General features: G+C 74.6%; 14 protein-coding genes. 4 read left to right on the top strand and 10 right to left on the bottom strand.

Going from position 1 to position 14,860, the window contains the following annotated elements; translation table 11 throughout:
* Positions 1-10 precede the first annotated feature (10 nt).
* A complete protein-coding gene (locus tag IF27_RS06165) occupies positions 11-505 on the bottom strand; it encodes a hypothetical protein (protein ID WP_223290933.1) in 495 nt (164 codons plus the stop codon).
* Between the two features lie 82 nt (positions 506-587).
* Between IF27_RS06165 and IF27_RS06160 the strand changes: the two genes are divergently transcribed.
* Entirely contained in the window at positions 588-3,500 is a 2,913-nt protein-coding gene (locus tag IF27_RS06160; RefSeq protein WP_052848317.1) for a polysaccharide lyase family 8 super-sandwich domain-containing protein, read from the top strand.
* Here IF27_RS06160 and IF27_RS06155 read toward each other — a convergent pair.
* The 5 genes from IF27_RS06155 to ehuB form a co-directional block, all read right to left on the bottom strand.
* The gene (locus IF27_RS06155; RefSeq protein ID WP_052848316.1) at positions 3,490-4,251 is read right to left on the bottom strand and encodes an IclR family transcriptional regulator; all 762 of its coding nucleotides are present in this window, start codon (positions 4,249-4,251) and stop codon (positions 3,490-3,492) included. The genes IF27_RS06160 and IF27_RS06155 overlap by 11 nt on opposite strands.
* 126 nt (positions 4,252-4,377) lie before the next feature.
* Positions 4,378-5,133, bottom strand: coding sequence for an ectoine/hydroxyectoine ABC transporter ATP-binding protein EhuA (ehuA, locus tag IF27_RS06150; protein ID WP_052848458.1), 756 nt, complete (start codon positions 5,131-5,133; stop codon positions 4,378-4,380).
* Between the two features lie 85 nt (positions 5,134-5,218).
* A complete protein-coding gene (gene ehuD, locus IF27_RS06145; protein WP_052848315.1) occupies positions 5,219-5,872 on the bottom strand; it encodes an ectoine/hydroxyectoine ABC transporter permease subunit EhuD in 654 nt (217 codons plus the stop codon).
* Positions 5,869-6,612 carry an ectoine/hydroxyectoine ABC transporter permease subunit EhuC gene (gene ehuC / locus IF27_RS06140; protein WP_052848314.1) on the bottom strand — a complete coding sequence of 248 codons (744 nt, stop codon included), beginning with the start codon at positions 6,610-6,612 and terminating at the stop codon, positions 5,869-5,871. Before ehuC ends, ehuD begins: the two co-directional genes overlap by 4 nt.
* Positions 6,609-7,523, bottom strand: a complete 915-nt coding sequence (gene ehuB, locus IF27_RS06135; protein ID WP_052848313.1) for an ectoine/hydroxyectoine ABC transporter substrate-binding protein EhuB — start codon at positions 7,521-7,523, stop codon at positions 6,609-6,611. The genes ehuC and ehuB overlap by 4 nt, the downstream gene beginning before the upstream one ends.
* 155 nt (positions 7,524-7,678) lie before the next feature.
* Between ehuB and IF27_RS06130 the strand changes: the two genes are divergently transcribed.
* Positions 7,679-8,203, top strand: coding sequence for a DUF3830 family protein (locus IF27_RS06130; RefSeq protein WP_052848312.1), 525 nt, complete (start codon positions 7,679-7,681; stop codon positions 8,201-8,203).
* Here the strand turns inward: IF27_RS06130 and IF27_RS06125 are convergent.
* Together IF27_RS06125 and IF27_RS06120 are read right to left on the bottom strand one after the other, a co-directional pair.
* Entirely contained in the window at positions 8,184-9,632 is a 1,449-nt protein-coding gene (locus IF27_RS06125) for an amidase (protein ID WP_052848311.1), read from the bottom strand. The genes IF27_RS06130 and IF27_RS06125 overlap by 20 nt on opposite strands.
* Positions 9,632-10,624 (bottom strand): D-2-hydroxyacid dehydrogenase, encoded by a 993-nt coding sequence (locus tag IF27_RS06120; RefSeq protein ID WP_052848310.1) that lies wholly within the window; start codon positions 10,622-10,624, stop codon positions 9,632-9,634. Before IF27_RS06120 ends, IF27_RS06125 begins: the two co-directional genes overlap by 1 nt.
* Positions 10,625-10,813: 189 nt before the next feature.
* Between IF27_RS06120 and IF27_RS06115 the strand changes: the two genes are divergently transcribed.
* Positions 10,814-11,713 carry a maleate cis-trans isomerase family protein gene (locus tag IF27_RS06115; protein ID WP_052848309.1) on the top strand — a complete coding sequence of 300 codons (900 nt, stop codon included), beginning with the start codon at positions 10,814-10,816 and terminating at the stop codon, positions 11,711-11,713.
* Positions 11,714-11,750: 37 nt separating this feature from the next.
* Positions 11,751-12,476, top strand: a complete 726-nt coding sequence (locus tag IF27_RS06110; protein WP_052848457.1) for a maleate cis-trans isomerase family protein — start codon at positions 11,751-11,753, stop codon at positions 12,474-12,476.
* 51 nt (positions 12,477-12,527) lie between these two features.
* Here IF27_RS06110 and IF27_RS06105 read toward each other — a convergent pair whose 3' ends face one another.
* Entirely contained in the window at positions 12,528-12,911 is a 384-nt protein-coding gene (locus tag IF27_RS06105) for a hypothetical protein (RefSeq protein WP_052848308.1), read from the bottom strand.
* A gap of 108 nt (positions 12,912-13,019) precedes the next feature.
* Positions 13,020-14,774: a putative bifunctional diguanylate cyclase/phosphodiesterase gene (locus tag IF27_RS06100; protein WP_420821979.1), complete on the bottom strand. Its 1,755-nt coding sequence runs from the start codon at positions 14,772-14,774 to the stop codon at positions 13,020-13,022.
* Between the last annotated feature and the right edge of the window lie 86 nt (positions 14,775-14,860).

Genomic DNA, 14,860 nt, shown 5'->3' with positions numbered 1-14,860 from the left:
GGCCGACCGCTCAGCGCGCCGCGCGCCAGGCCGACTCGAAGGTGTCGGCCGGGATCTCGAGCGGCGCGAGGTCCGGGTCGTACAGGTCGCTCGGCGGGTTGAACAGCCAGTCGGCCGGGCCCGTGCGCACGCCCTTCCCCGAAGGGCCGATCTCGACCTGCCGCAGGCGGCGCCCGTCCGGGCCCAGCTCCGCGAGCTGCACGACGCCCTCCTCGCCCTCCGCGCGCAGGTGGACGCGTTCGCGGCCCGCCAGGGCGCCGAAGCCCGGCCGGTCGCGCTGGGCGTCGCGCGTCGCCCGGAAGGACGACAGCGGGTTGGGGTGCGGGGCGTCGAGGTCCACCTCGGGGAGCGGCGTGTCCTGGGCCCGTGCCCAGCGCCACGCCTCCTCCGAGGTGACCACCTGCACGTCGGCGCAGGCGAGCACGATGTCCTCGGCCGAGGGCGCCCGCACCCACCACCACAGCGCGCCCATGCCGTAGTCGTGCGAGACCAGGAAGCGTTCCACGGCCCGGAGCCTATCCGGCGCGCGGCTGAACGCCCCTGGCGGCGGGTAGACGCCTGCTGACGGACGGTCAGGAGTGGTGCGGATGAGACGGCGCACGGTCCTCGCGGGCGGCCTCGGCCTGGCCGCCGGTACGGGGCTCGGGAGCGGCGCGTCCGCGCGTGCCCGTACCGGCGGGGACGGCGACACGTACGGCGAACTGCTCGCGCGCTGGCGGGCCGTGCTCGTCGGGCCCGGCGCGCCGCAGGGCCCGTACGCCGACGCGTACGCCCGCGCCGTCGCCGCCCATGACGCGGTGGCGGCCGGACGGCTGGCCGGGCTCGTGATCGACGAGGACGCCCCCTCGCCCTGGCCCGACCTGCCCCTGGACGAGACCCCGGCGCTGTCCGCGAACGTCACGGCCGCCGCCGACCGCCTGCGCTCCCTCGCCCTCGCCACCGCCACCCCCGGCGGGCAGTGGTACGGGAACGCCGATGCCGCCGCCCGCACCGCCTCCGGCTGCCGCGTCCTGTGGCGCGCCCGCTACCACGCGGGCCAGGCGCAGTACGGCAACTGGTGGGACTGGGAGATCGGCACGCCCCGCGCCCTCACCGACGCGCTCGCCCTCCTCGGCCCCGCCACGGACGCCGCGACGGCGGCCGGACTCCTCGCCGCCGTCGATCACTTCGTGCCCGACCCGCGCCGGATGCTGCGCGGCGAGCTGGAGTCCACCGGCGCCAACCGCGTGGACCTGTGCCGCGTCGTCGCCGTCAGGGGCGCCCTCGGCGGCGACGACGGGCGGCTCACGTCGGCCGCCGCCGCGCTGTCCGGGGTGCTCGACCCGGTGCCGCTGGGCGACGGCTTCCACGCGGACGGTTCGTTCCTCATGCACACGTCGGTCGCCTACCCGGGGACGTACGGCGAGGTCCTGCTCCGGGGCATGGCCGAGCTGATGCGGCTGCTCGCCGGGACGGCCTGGGACGTCGGCGCGCCCGAACGGCGGCTGACGGCCGAGGCGGTGGACCGCACGTTCGTCCCGCTCACCCACCACGGGCTGACGCTCGACGCGGTGCGCGGCCGTGCGATCGCCCGGCACACCGCGACCGACGCGGACGACGGCTTCCGGCTGGCGCTCGACCTCCTCCTGCTGGCCGACGCCCTGCCGCCCCCCGAGGCGGCCCGGCTGCGCGCCACCGCCAAGTACGCGCTGGCGCACAACACATGGCGCGATCTCGCCGTCCGGTCTCCCGCCCAGGTCGCCACCGCCGCTACCGTGCTCGGTGACGACTCTGTCGTCCCGGCGGACGGCCCCCTCGGCCACTTCGGCTACGACGGCATGGAGCGGTACGTGCACCGCCGCCCCGGCTGGACGTACTGCCTCTCGCTCAACTCCGACCGCGTCGCCCGCTACGAGTACATGAACGGCGAGAACGCCCACGGCTGGCACACGGGCGACGGCGCCTCCCTCCTGTACGTGGACGGCGAGGGCGCCGACCCGTACCCGTACACGGACGCCTACTGGCCCACCTGCGACCCCAAACGCCTCGCGGGCATCACCGTGGACACCGCCCCCCTCCCCGTCGGCGCCGGCGGCGACAACGACCACGTGCCGCTGTCCGGCACCCGCTGGTCAGGCTCCGTGCGGCTCGGCGACACGGCCCTCGCGGGCTGCGACCTGCGCGGCACGGACTCGCCGCTGCGCGCCCGCCGCTCCTGGCTGTTCCTGGACGACGCCGTGCTCACCGCAGGATCCGGCATCACGGCGACCGGCGGACGGCGCGTCGAGTCCGTCGTCCAACACCGGCAGCGGCCCGGCGCGTTCACCGTGGACGGCGCCGCCCAGCCCGACACCCCCGGCGTGACGCGCGCCCACCCCGGCGCACGCTGGGCACACCTCGCGGGCACGGGCGGCCACGTCTTCCTGCACACCGCCGCCTCCTGCCGCCTGCGCAGCCTCCGCGAGGACCGCGAGGGCGCGTGGGCCGACATCAGGCAGGGCGGCCCCACGGCCCGGCTGACGCGGCGCTACCTGACGCTGTGGCACGACCACGGCGAAGAACCGGCCGACGCCGCGTTCGCCGACCTGCTGCTGCCCGGCGCCACCGCCGCCACGACCGCCGCGCGGGCGGCCGCGCCTGGCGTGGAGGTCCTGCGGCTGGACCGGGAGGCGCACGCGTTCAGGGCCGGGCAGGTCACGGCTGCCGTCTTCTTCACCGCCGGTTCCGCCGCCGGGATCACGGCGGACGGCCCGTGCGCCGTGCTGCTCGCCGAGGACGCGGCGGGGACGCTGCGCGTGGCGGTCGCCGACCCGTCCAGGTCCGTCCCTGCGGTCACCCTGCGGATCGCGGACGGCCGCCGCACGCTCGCCGCCGACCCGGGCCTCACCGTCCTGGCCACCGGCCGGGGCGGGCTGCGGCTGCACGCGGCCACGGGCGGCACACGGGGCGCCGGCCTCACCGCCGCCTTCTCCGCCACGGGAACACCGGCACGCCCCGCGCGCCTGACGTCCCTGCCCCCCGACGCCGACGCGACGGTGCGCGGCGGCGCCCACGCCGGGCTGAACGACGGGCGGGGCGACGTCCTGACGGTGCGCCGGGCCGCCGCCGCGGACGACACCCGGCGCGCGTACCTCCGCTTCCGCCTGCCGGGCGGCGCCCGCCCCGAGCGCGCCGTGCTGTGGGTGTACGGCGCGATCCCCAAGGACCCGGACAGCCGCGCCTCCGACCTGCTGCACCACCCGCTGCGCGCCCACGCGACGGCGCCCGGGGCCCGCTGGGGCGAACGGCGCCTCACCTGGGACACCGCGCCCGCCCCCGCCGCGCCGCTCGGCGAGGGCCTGCTCACGACCTACCCCGACTGGACGGGCCTCGACGTCACCGGCGCCGTACGCGACGCCGCCGCGCGCGGCGAGGCGTACGTCACGCTCGCGCTGGCCCAGGACGACGAGGGGCCCGAGATGCGCCTGGACAGCCGCGAGTCCGGCGGGCGGACACCCCGGCTGCACGTCCTCACACGGTGAGCGACAGCAGCGTCGGCGCCGCCTGCCGGTTCAGCGCCTCGGCCGCCTTGCGCAGCCGGTGCGCCTGCCCGACGGGCAGGGACAGGGCGAGACAGCCCACGGCCGAGCCCGCCGTCAGCGGCACGGCCGCGCACAGCGTGCCGACGGCGTACTCCTGGATGTCGAGGACCGGCATCGTCGCGGGCTGCCTGTCCAGGGCGCTCAGCAGGACGCGCGGGTCCGTGATGGTGCGCGACGTCAGCCGGGCCGCCTTGTGGCGCGCCAGGTGGTCGCGGCGCCCGTCGTGGTCGAGCTGGCCCAGCAGGCACTTGCCGATCGCGGTCGCGTGGGCGGCCGACCTGAAGTCCACCCACTCGTTGACGGTCGGCAGCGCCGGGGCCTGCGAGGTGTGGGTCACCTCCAGCTCGCCGTCCGTGTACCGGCCGAGGTAGACCGCCGCGCCGACCGCGTCGCGCAGCGCGTCCAGGGCCTGTTGCAGCTTCTGCTGCCGCTCCAGCCGCCCGCTCTCGCCGCTGCCGCCGAGCCGCACGAGGGCGTCACCCGGCACGTACCCGCCGTCGGGCAGGCGCCGCACGTACTCGTCGCGGTCGAGGAGCCGCAGCAGTTGGGTCAGCCGGGCGGGCGGCAGGCCCGTCATGGCCGCGAGTTCGTCCTCGCGCAGGCCGTCCGGGTGGACGGCTATCGTCTCCAGCAGCCGCATCGCGTGCCGCACGGAGTGGAACGGCGTGGTCCGCCCGCACGTGATCGCCACGTTCGCCTCCTGACAGCGCCGGTCCGGTGAGCGGCGGAACTCCAGCGTAGCGACGAACGGCCGTCCGGACGTGCCGGTTCCGGCCGTTCGCCGCCTGCGCGCGAGGGCGGGCGCGCGGGGGAGAGGTCACAGCACGGTGCTCAGGAACTCCCGTGTCCTGCTCTCCTCCGGGTCGCTGAAGATCTTGTCCGGCGGACCCGACTCCACGATCTTCCCCTTGTCGAACATGAGAACGGCGTCCGAGATGTCCCGGGCGAACGTCATCTCGTGCGTGACGCACAGCATCGTGATGTCCGTGCTGTGCGCGATGTCCCGCAGCACGTCCAGCACACCGGCGACCAGTTCGGGGTCCAGCGCGGACGTCACCTCGTCGAGCAGCAGCACCTGCGGACGCATCGCCAGCGCGCGGGCGATCGCCACGCGCTGCTGCTGGCCGCCTGACAGCTGGCTCGGGTACTTGTCGAGCTGCTCGGACAGGCCGACCAGCTCTATCAGGTCCCTGGCCCGCTGCTCCGCCTCGTCCTTGGAGAGGCCCAGCACGTGCACGGGCGCCTCCATCACGTTGCGCAACACCCGCATGTTCGGGAAGAGGTTGAACTGCTGGAAGACCATGCCGATCTTCTTGCGCACCTCGCGGACATGGCGGTCGCCCGCCTTGACGAGGCGCCCGTTCCGCTCCTCGTGGGTCAGCAGCGCGCCGTCCACGCGGATCGTGCCCTCGTCGGGCCGCAGCAGCGTCATCAGCAGGCGCAGGATCGTCGTCTTGCCCGAGCCCGAGGGGCCGATGAGCGTGACGTGCTTGCCCGCCGCGACGGAGAAGTCGAGCTGGTCGAGGACGGTCGTCCCGCCGAAGCGCTTGGTGACCTTGTCGAACCTGACCAGCTCCGTGCCCGCCGCGCGGCTCTCCGCCGCCGTGACGACGGCGGGCTCCGGCGGGTCGGTGACGGTCGGGGGGATCTCGGGTGTGTCAGCTGGTGAGGACAAGACGACGCTCCAGAAGTCGGATGAGCACAGAGGCCGGATAGGCGATGACGACGAAGGCGACGCCGACCACGACGTACGCCTCGCTGGTGAAGGTCTCGTTGCTGAAGCTCCTGGCCTCTCCGAACATGTCGAGCGCCCCGATGATGGCGATCATCGGGGAGTCCTTCAGCATCGCGATGACGTAGTTGCCGAGCGCAGGGACGACCCGGCGGATCGCCTGCGGCAGGATGACCGCCAGCCAGGTCCGCACGCGCGGCAGGCTGAGGGCGGTCGCCGCCTCCCACTGGCCCTGCGGCACGCCGCCGATGCCCGCGCGGTACACCTCGGCCGTGTACGTCGAGTAGTGCAGGCCGAGACCGACGATCCCGGTCGTCAGCGGGGACATCGAAGGCCCCCACTCCGGCACCACGTAGAACAGGAAGAACAGCTGCACGAGCAGCGGCGTGCTGCGGATGAACTCCGTGACCGCGCTCACCGGCCAGCGCACCCACCGGTACGGCGAGCGCTGCGCGATGGCCCACACGAGGCCGAGGCCGAACGCGATCAGGCTGCCGAGCACCAGCGCCTGGAGCGTCAGCTGCACCCCGTCCCAGAACCTCGGCATGTAGTCGCCGACGACGTCCCAGTCCCAGTTCATCGGGCCGCACCCCCCGCCGTCAGCGCGCCGGCGCCCTCACCCGCGTCCTCGTGGAGCCCCCGGCGCAGCAGGCCGCCGCGCGGCTGCTCCTGCCCGACGCCCGCCTTGGCGCGCCGCTCCAGCAGGCGCATGCCGCGGGTCAGGACGAACGCCATCGCGAAGTAGACGACGAGCAGCAGCGTGTAGACGGGCGCGCTCTCGTTGTTCGCGAAGCGCACCAGGTTCGCGGCGAACGTCACGTCGGACACCATGATCACCGAGACCAGCGCGGTCCCCTTCAGCAGTTCGATCAGCAGGTTGTTGAACGGCGGCACCATCTCGGGCCACGCCTGTGGGATCTCGACGCGTCGCAGCCGCTGCGACCGGCTGAACCCGAGCGCGACCCCCGCCTCGCGCTGAGCCACCGGTACGGCGGCCAGCGCGCCCCGTACGATCTCCGACCCGTACGCGCCGTACGTCAGGCCGAGCGCCAGGACGCCCGCCCACATCGGCACGAGCTGCCAGCGCAGCATGAGCGGCAGCGAGAACACCAGGAAGAACATGAAGACCAGCGCGGACATGCCGCGGAAGATCTCGAAGTAGCACCCGGCGAGGAAACGGACGATCCACAGCCGCGACGTCCGCAGCGTGCCCACCAGGAACGCCACGGCGGCGGCCAGCAGTGCGCTGTAGACGGTCACCTGGACCGTGATCCAGATCCCGGGCAGGAAGTAGTTCGTGAACATCCCCGAGGTCATCATCGGCACAGCTCCTCGGCCGTGAGGTCGGTCATCTCCGCCTCGGTGAAGCCGAAGGGGCGCACGATCTCCAGCAGCTCGCCGCTGTCCTTGATGCGGTGCAGCTCCTCGTTGAACGCGTCGCGCAGGTTCCGCTCCGTGAGCCGGAACGCGAAACCGCCCGCGCCGAGCGCCGGTTCGCCGTCCACCATGGGCTGGAACGGCTCGCTCGCCTCGGCGCGGTCGCTGCCCTCGGTGACGCCGGTGACCGTCACGTTCGTCCCGGCGAACGCGTCCACGCGGCCCTGCGCCACGGCGTCGAGCCCGGCGACCTGGTCCGGCAGGATCAGGACCTTGCTGCCCGGGATCCCGGCCGCCGCGGCGTAGCCGATCTGCGCGTACGCCTGGCCGGTCGCCATCGTGAGGCCCTGCTCGGCGATGTCGTCGTAGGTGGTGATGTTCCTCGGGTTGCCCGGCGCCACGATGAACGCGTCGAGCATGAGGAAGTCGGGGTCGGCGAACAGCACCTGCTCGCAGCGCGGCGGGTTGATCGTCATCCCGGCCGACACGACGTCGAACTGCTGCGCCTTGAGGCCGGGGATCAGCGCGCTGAAATCGACCGGGACCGGCGTGATCCGCTCGACGCCCAGGCGCCCGAAGAGGACCTTCGCCACCTCCGGCGCCTCGCCGGTGGGCTCGCCGTCGTCGTCCACGTAGCCGAACGGCGGCTCGTTCGCGATGCCGACCTTGACCTCGCCGCGCTCCCGCAGCCGGTCGAGCAGGTCACCGCCCTCGACGGTGCCCTCGGCCGCGACCCGGGTGCACCCGGCGGCGCCCAGGGCACCGAATGCCGCGACGCCCGCCAGAAGCGAGCGCCGACTGATACCGCCCTGTCTCCTGTTATATGTCCGTATTGTTCTCGCTGGTGGAGCCATGGCGGCGCGGCTACCCCGTCCCACACGTTCCATGCGGACTCATTTCGGACGTCCGGGGAAGGCGTCCTGGACAGCGCCTCACGACCCACCCCGACCACCCCGACCACCAGGACCGCAGCGACCGTACGCCCCGGCAGCACCAGGAGGCTCCCGCCATGGCCGACCACGACCCGACCGCAGCCCAGGAACGCTTCGTCACCGTCTCGCTCGACCGGCGCGGCGTGAGCTGCACCGCCCGCCTGCTCACCGACCGCGCCCCGCTCACCTGCGCCGCCGTCTGGGACGCGCTCCCCCTCGGCGGCGACGTCTACCACGCCAAGTACGCGCGCAACGAGATCTACGCCCTGTTCCCCGCCTTCGCCGCCGAGGAACCGCCGCTGGAGAACCCCACGGTCACCCCCATCCCCGGCGACCTGTGCTACTTCACCTTCACCGACACCCAGCTCGGCACCGCCTCCTACGGCTACGGCACGGGCGCCGCCCACCGTGGCCGCGCCACCGTCGTCGATCTCGCGCTCTTCTACGAGCGCAACAACCTCCTGATCAACGGCGACGCGGGCTGGGTCCCCGGCATCGTCTGGGGCGCCGTCGTGGACGGCCTCGACCGCATGGCCGACGCCTGCCAGGACCTGTGGCGCGCGGGCGCCATCGGCGAGACGCTCAGCTTCCGCCGGGCCTGACGGCCCCCGGCGCGGGCAGCGCGGCGACCCCCGCCTCGTACAGCGCGTGCGCCACCCGCAGGACCGTCGCGTCCGCGTGCCGCGCCGCCACCACCTGGAGCCCCACCGGCAGCCCGTCGCCGTCCACGCCGCACGGCAGGGACGCGGCGGGCTGCTGCGTCATGTTGAACGGGTACGTGAACGGCGTCCACTCCGTCCACCGCGTCAGCCCGGACCCCTCCGGCCCCTCACGGCCCGCACCGAACGCCGTCAGCGGCATCGTCGGCGTCACCAGCACGTCGAACCGCTCGTGGAAGCCGCCCATCGCCCGCCCGGCCGCCATCCGCACGTCCACCGCCGCCAGGTAGTCCAGCGCCCCGTACGCCCCGCCCCGCTCCCGCACCTCGGCCAGCCCCGGGTCCAGCGCCGCCACCGCCGCGTCGTCCAGACCCTGCGTCACGCGCGCCGCGCCGCTGAACCACAGCACGTGGAACGCCTCCCGCAGCTCGTCCAGCGGCGGCAGCGCCGGGTCCGTCTCCGTCACCTCCGCACCCAGCTCCGCCAGCCGCCCCACCGCACGCCGCACCGCCTCCGCCACGGCGGGCGCCACCGGCACCCCCGCACCCCCCGGCCACAACGTCGGCGAGTACGCCACGCGCAGACCCCGCACCCGCGCCGCCCCACCCACCAGCGCGCCGCGGAAACCCCCCGTCAGCGGCGCCAGCTGCGACCAGTCCCGCGCGTCCGGCCGCGCGATCACGTCCATCAGCAGCGCCGCGTCCACCACGTCCCGCGTCATCGGCCCCACATGCGCCAGCGTCCCGAACGCACTCGCCGGATACAGCGGCACCCGCCCGTACGTCGGCTTCAGCGCGAAGATCCCGCAGAACGACGCCGGGATACGCACCGACCCCCCACCGTCCGTACCCAGGCTCAAAGGCCCCGCGCCCAGCGCTACGGCCGCCGCACTGCCCCCGCTCGACCCGCCAGCCGTCCGCCCCGCGTCGTACGGATTACCCGTCACGCCCGACAGCGGCGAATCCGTCACGCCCTTCCACCCGAACTCGGGCGTCGTCGTCTTCCCCACGAACACCACCCCCGACTCCCGCAGCCGCGCCACCGCCGGGGCGTCCTCCTCCCACGGCCCGCCGCCCGCCGGGACCGCCGCCGACCCGCGCCGCGTCGGCGCCCCGCGCTGCAGCAGGATGTCCTTCACCGTCACCGGCACCCCGTCCAGCGGCCCCCTCGGCTCCCCACGCCCCCACCGCCGCTCCGACGCCCGCGCCTCCGCCAGCGCCCCTTCCCGGTCCAGCAGCACGAACGCGTTCACCGCCCGCTGCGCCGCCTCCGCCCGGTCCAGCACAGCCAGCGCCACCTCCACCGGCGAGAGGTCACGCGCCGCGTACCCCGCGGTCAGCCGGGCAGCGCCCAGCGCGGTGAGATCCGTCATCAGTCCTCCGTGCGGTCGGACGGCACGTAGCCGAGCCGCTTGTCCACCACGTTGCGCAGCGGCTCGCCCGCCTGCCAGCGGTCGAAGTTGTCCAGGAACTGCTCACCCAGGTCGTCACGCCAGCCCACCGTGTCCCCGCTCATGTGCGGCGACACGACCAGCCCGGGAGCCGACCACAGCGGACTGCCGGGCGCCAGCGGCTCTTCCGCGAAGACGTCGAGCGCCGCCCCCGCCAGCCGCCCCGCCGACAGGGCCGCGGCCAGATCCTCCTCCACCACGTGCTGACCCCGCCCGACGTTCACGAAACGCGCACCGGGCCGCATCCGCGCGAACGCCGCCGCGTCGAACATGCCGCGCGTCGCCTCCGTCAGCGGCGCCGCGCACACCACCCAGTCCGCCCCACCCAGCAGCCCGTGCAACTCCTCCGCCCCCCGCACCCCCGGCCGCGCCCCACGCCCCACCAGCTCGACGGAGACGCCGAGCGCACCCAGCAGCGCCCCGATCCGCCGCCCGATCGGGCCCGCCCCGACGACGACGGCCCTGCTCCCGGCGACCTTCATCGTCTCCCGGTGCCGCCAGCGCCGCTCCCGCTGGAGGTCCCAGCTCCCGTAGAGGTCCTTCGCCATCGCCAGCACCAGCCCCGCGACGTACTCCGCGATCGGCTGGTCGAACACGCCCCGCGCGTTCGTCACCACCGTGTCCGAGCCCACCAGGCCCGGGAACAGCAGCCGGTCCACCCCCGCGCTCGCCGTGTGCACCCAGCCGGGGCGCGGCCCGCCGTCCGGCCACGCGTCGCGCACCGCGTCCGACAGGAAGTCCCACACGAGCAGGACGTCCGCGCCCGGCAGCTCACGCGCCAGCGCCTCCACCCCCCGCACGTGCACGACGTCGGCGCGCCCGCCGAGCCGCCCGAGCCGGGGAGGCGGGTCGTCGTCCAGCACGACCAGACGAGGCGTGTGACCGGGGTGAAGGAGCTGCGCCGCAGGTGACATGGAGGAGAAACCGTTCCGAAACGCGTGCCTGTTTGGGTGGAATCCGAGGATTGACCACGGTAGGAACCAGATCTACCTTCGTCAACGCGGGCCCCTTCCGGCCACCACCCCGGAAGCACCGGCGTCGCCCCCCACAACAGCATTCCTCCATCAGCACCGCCCCTCCGTTTGCCGAATCGGGGTTCACGTATGGATGTCTCCTTCCTGGGCGGGCCGCAGCCGCAGCGCGGCGTCGGGGTCGTCGCGCCGTTCGACTTCGCGCTCGACCGAGAACTGTGGCGCTGGGTGCCCGACCACGTCTCGCTGCACCTCACCCGCACGCCGTTCGTCCCCGTCGAGGTCTCCCTCGACCTCGCCCGCATGGTCAGCGAGCACGAGACGCTGCGCGCCGCCGTCGGCACCCTGAACGCCGTCGCCCCCGAGGCCGTCGCCTACGCCTGCACGTCCGGCAGCTTCGTCAGCGGCGTCGCCGGGGAACGCGCCATGAGCGCCGCCATGACGCAGGCCGGAGGCATCCCCGCCGTCACCACCTCCGGCGCCCTGCTCGACGCCCTGCGCGAACTCGACGCCCGCCGCATCGCCGTCGTCACCCCGTACACCAAGTCCGTCACGGACGCCCTGGAGGACTACCTCGCCGAGGCCGGGATCGAGGTCACAGGACGCAGCTACCTCGGCCTCACCCGCGAGATCTGGCGCGTGCCCTACCGCGACGTCGTGGACATGGCCCGCCGCGCCGTGGACGGCGGGCCCGACGCCCTGTTCATCAGCTGCACCAACCTGCCGACGTACGACGTCATCCCGCAGCTGGAGGCCGAGCTGCGCATGCCCGTCCTGTCCGCCAACCAGGTCACCGTCTGGGCCGCCCTGCGCGCCCTCGGCACGTCGGCCGTCGGCCCCTACCAGGCGCTCCTCGACCCGGCCGCCAGACGCGGCCCCGCCTCCCTGCCGCCCGCGCTCCCCGCCCTCCCCCCGCAGATCCCCGCCGTGGCCGTCGCGCCCGTCGCCGGACCCGACACCGACCCGGGCGCCGACCCCGACGTGGCGCCCGGCGACGCCGCGGAACCCGCCCCGCCGGACGACGACCGCTGACCCCCCGCCCTGCCCCCACCAGGAACGGAGCCCCATGATGACCGCGACCGCAGGATTCCTTTACCCCGGCCACTCCGCCGAGGACGACTTCCCCCGCATGGAGGCCCTGCTGCGCGCGGCGGGAGCCGACGTCCGCCTGCCCCTCGTCCACACCGACATCGGCACCGACGCGCACCGCGTGGACGCCCTCCTGGAGATGGGCTCCGTCGATCGCCTGACCGCCGCCCTCGGCGAACTGACCCCGCACGCCCCCGGCGCCGTCGTCTGGGCCTGCACCAGCGCCAGCTTCGTCTACGGCCACGAGGGCGCGCGCGAGCAGGCCGAGCAGCTGTCCGCGCGCGCCGGGCTACCCGCCTCCAGCACGTCCTTCGCGTTCGCCCACGCCGCCCGCGCGGCGGGCGCCCGGCGGGTCGCGATCGCCGCCACCTACCCCGACGACATCGCCGACCTGTTCGCCGCCTTCCTGCGCGCGGCGGGCTTCGAGGTCGTGGGGCTGCGCGGCAGCGGCGTCATCACGGCCGCCGAGGTCGGCACCTGGGGGCGCGACGACGTGCTCGCCCTCACCCGCGCGGGCGACGACCCGGCGGCCGACGCCGTGCTCCTGCCCGACACCGCCCTGCACACCGCCGCCTGGCTCCCCGATCTCGAGGCGGCGATCGGCAAGGCCGTCCTGACGGCCAACCAGGTCACCGCCTGGGAAGGGCTCCGCCTCCTCGGCCACCGGCCCGCCGGATGCCCCGCCATGGGGTCCCTGTTCGCCTGAGCGGGCCCACCGCCCCCGCCACCGCCCCCGGCTGCCGTCACGCCGCCGCCGTCAGTCCTCCCGCGGCCGGTACGCCTTCCCCGTCGCCCGCAGCGTGTGGATCGCCAGCCCGCGCCCCGTCGCGACCCGCACGGCCTCCTCCCACGTGAGCAGCCGCTCCGCCGCCCGCCCGACCGCGAACAACGGCCCCGACTCCCTGGCGCCCACCAGCTCCGCCAGCAGCGCGGCGGCCCGCGGGCCCAGCGGCGGGGCACCGGGTCTTATACGCCGCCCGTCGGGCGCGGCGTCCGTCACGTCCAGGGCCAGCAGGTCGAGGACACGTATGTCCGTCTCCCACAGCAGCGCCCACAGCGCCCTGTGCACCACGGGCACGGTCGCGTCGGTCAGCAGGGCGTCGAAACGGTCGGGAGTCAGCGGGTCAGCCGTGATCGTCATGCCCCGTGAGTATGGCCGCAGTCGGGCATGCCGGTCCATAGCCCGTCATGTCCCGCTCCGTCGGACGCACGCACGCATGCACGGACGCCGCCCGCCGCCCCCGCGCCGTCAGCCGCGCGCGGCCAGCATCGTCGTCAGATGGTCGGCCGACATCGGCTTGGCGTAGTGCCACCCCTGGCCGGTGTCGCAGCCGATCCGCCGCAGCCGCTCCGCCTGCGCCGGTCCCTCGACGCACTCCGCCGTGACCGTGAGGCCCAGCTTGTGCGCGAGCTGCACGAGGGACGTCACGATCGTCTCGTCCGCCGGGTTCAGGTGCCGCGCCGTCCTGAAGCCCCGCACGAACGTGCCGTCCAGCTTCAGCGCGCGCACCGGCAGCCTGCTGAGGTAGGCGAGGTTCGAGTAACCGGTGCCGAAGTCGTCGATCGCGATCCGCACCCCCATGTCGGAGAGCGCCTGCAACGCCTGGAGCGGCCGTCCCGCCGACCCCATGACGGCCGACTCGGTCAGCTCCAGCTGGAGCAGCCCCGACGGCAGCCCCGAGTCGCGCAGCGCCGCCGCCACGTCGCTCACCAGGTCCGAGTCCCACACCTGCCGCACCGCCACGTTCACGCTCACGAACAGCGGCGGCCCCGGCGCCTCCGTCTGCCAGCGCCGCGCCTGGCGGCACGCCTCGTTCAGCACCCAGCGGCCCAGCGGGACGATCGCCCCGTTCTCCTCGGCGAGCCCGACGAACTTGTCGGGGCCGAGCCGACCGAACTGCGGATGCTGCCAGCGCACCAGCGCCTCCGCGCCCCGCACCACGTCGTCCGCCAGTCCGACGATCGGCTGGTACTCCAGCCGGAACTCGCCGCGCTCCACGGCCGGGCGCAGCGTCGAGGACAGGGACTGCCGGGTCATGCGGTGCGCGTTGCGCTCGGGGTCGAAGAGCGTCCAGCGGGCCTTGCCGTCCGCCTTCGCCCAGTACAGCGTCGTGTCGGCGGCCTGCATGAGGCCGGTCGCCGTCGTCCCGGCCGACTCCCGTTCGACCACGCCGATGCTCGCCGAGACCGCCAGCCGCTGCCCCGCCAGGTCGAACGGCCGCTGGAGCGCCGTCAGCATGCCCTCCGCCAGGCCGGTCAGCTGCTCCGTGCCGCTCGACGCCTCGACCAGGACGGCGAACTCGTCCCCGCCGAGCCGCGCCACCAGGTGGCCGCCCGCGCCGGTCGCGCAGTGCGCGAGCCGCTGGGCGGCGGCGCCGAGGAGCTGGTCGCCGACGCGGTGGCCGAGGGTGTCGTTCACGGCCTTGAACCCGTCGAGGTCGAGGTAGCACAGCCCGATGCGGCCGGTCGCCGACTCGGCGAGGGCGGCGGTCAGGCGCTCGAAGAACAGGGCCCGGTTGGGCAGCCGCGTCACCGGGTCGTGCATCTCGATGTGCCGCAGGCGCTCCTGGAGGTCGCGCCGCTCGCTGATGTCCTGGACGGTCAGCAGGGCCGCCGAGTCGCTGCGCTCGATGGGCAGCACGGTGACCTCGGCCCACAGCGTGTGCCCGTCGGCGTGCTTGAGGCGCCGCGTGCAGCGCATGCGCTCGCTCAGCCCGCGCAGCACGGCGTGGTACGAGCCGCGCGTGCGGCCGTCGAGCCCGAGGCCGGTCACCGAGTCGGCCCGCAGCCCGGCCAGCGACGTCGGCTCGACGCCGAGGAGCAGGCCGAAGGCCGGGTTCGCCGAGACGATATGCCCCGATCTGCCAACCAGCGCCATCGGCAGCTGGGCGATCCGGAAGGCGGCCTGGTAATCACGGTGGATATTACTCTCCGTGAACGGGGACGGGCCCCGGCCGAGGCCGCCTCCGGGGTCTTGGCCCGGTCCTTGGGGGGGTCCGTTCACCGATCGCTCCCGGAGGGCACTGGTCGCCTGGTGGATGCCGCCGTCGGCCGCGCCCCGCCCGTCCGCCGGCGCATCCGCGCTGGAAA

This window comes from Streptomyces avicenniae (genome assembly GCF_000719135.1).
Lineage (GTDB): Bacteria > Actinomycetota > Actinomycetes > Streptomycetales > Streptomycetaceae > Streptomyces > Streptomyces avicenniae.
Note: the sequence above shows the minus strand (reverse complement) of the source record. Positions and strands in the feature narration are given on the sequence as shown.

What these genes read in the sequence shown, in the direction of transcription:
- IF27_RS06160 (WP_052848317.1), top strand. Translation starts at nt 588, where the DNA reads ATGAGACGGCGCACGGTCCTCGCGGGCGGCCTCGGCCTGGCCGCCGGT.
- ehuD (WP_052848315.1), bottom strand. Translation starts at nt 5,872, where the DNA reads ATGAACTGGGACTGGGACGTCGTCGGCGACTACATGCCGAGGTTCTGG.
- ehuC (WP_052848314.1), bottom strand. Translation starts at nt 6,612, where the DNA reads ATGATGACCTCGGGGATGTTCACGAACTACTTCCTGCCCGGGATCTGG.
- ehuB (WP_052848313.1), bottom strand. Translation starts at nt 7,523, where the DNA reads ATGGCTCCACCAGCGAGAACAATACGGACATATAACAGGAGACAGGGC.
- IF27_RS06130 (WP_052848312.1), top strand. Translation starts at nt 7,679, where the DNA reads ATGGCCGACCACGACCCGACCGCAGCCCAGGAACGCTTCGTCACCGTC.
- IF27_RS06125 (WP_052848311.1), bottom strand. Translation starts at nt 9,632, where the DNA reads ATGACGGATCTCACCGCGCTGGGCGCTGCCCGGCTGACCGCGGGGTAC.
- IF27_RS06120 (WP_052848310.1), bottom strand. Translation starts at nt 10,624, where the DNA reads ATGTCACCTGCGGCGCAGCTCCTTCACCCCGGTCACACGCCTCGTCTG.
- IF27_RS06115 (WP_052848309.1), top strand. Translation starts at nt 10,814, where the DNA reads ATGGATGTCTCCTTCCTGGGCGGGCCGCAGCCGCAGCGCGGCGTCGGG.
- IF27_RS06110 (WP_052848457.1), top strand. Translation starts at nt 11,751, where the DNA reads ATGACCGCGACCGCAGGATTCCTTTACCCCGGCCACTCCGCCGAGGAC.
- IF27_RS06105 (WP_052848308.1), bottom strand. Translation starts at nt 12,911, where the DNA reads ATGACGATCACGGCTGACCCGCTGACTCCCGACCGTTTCGACGCCCTG.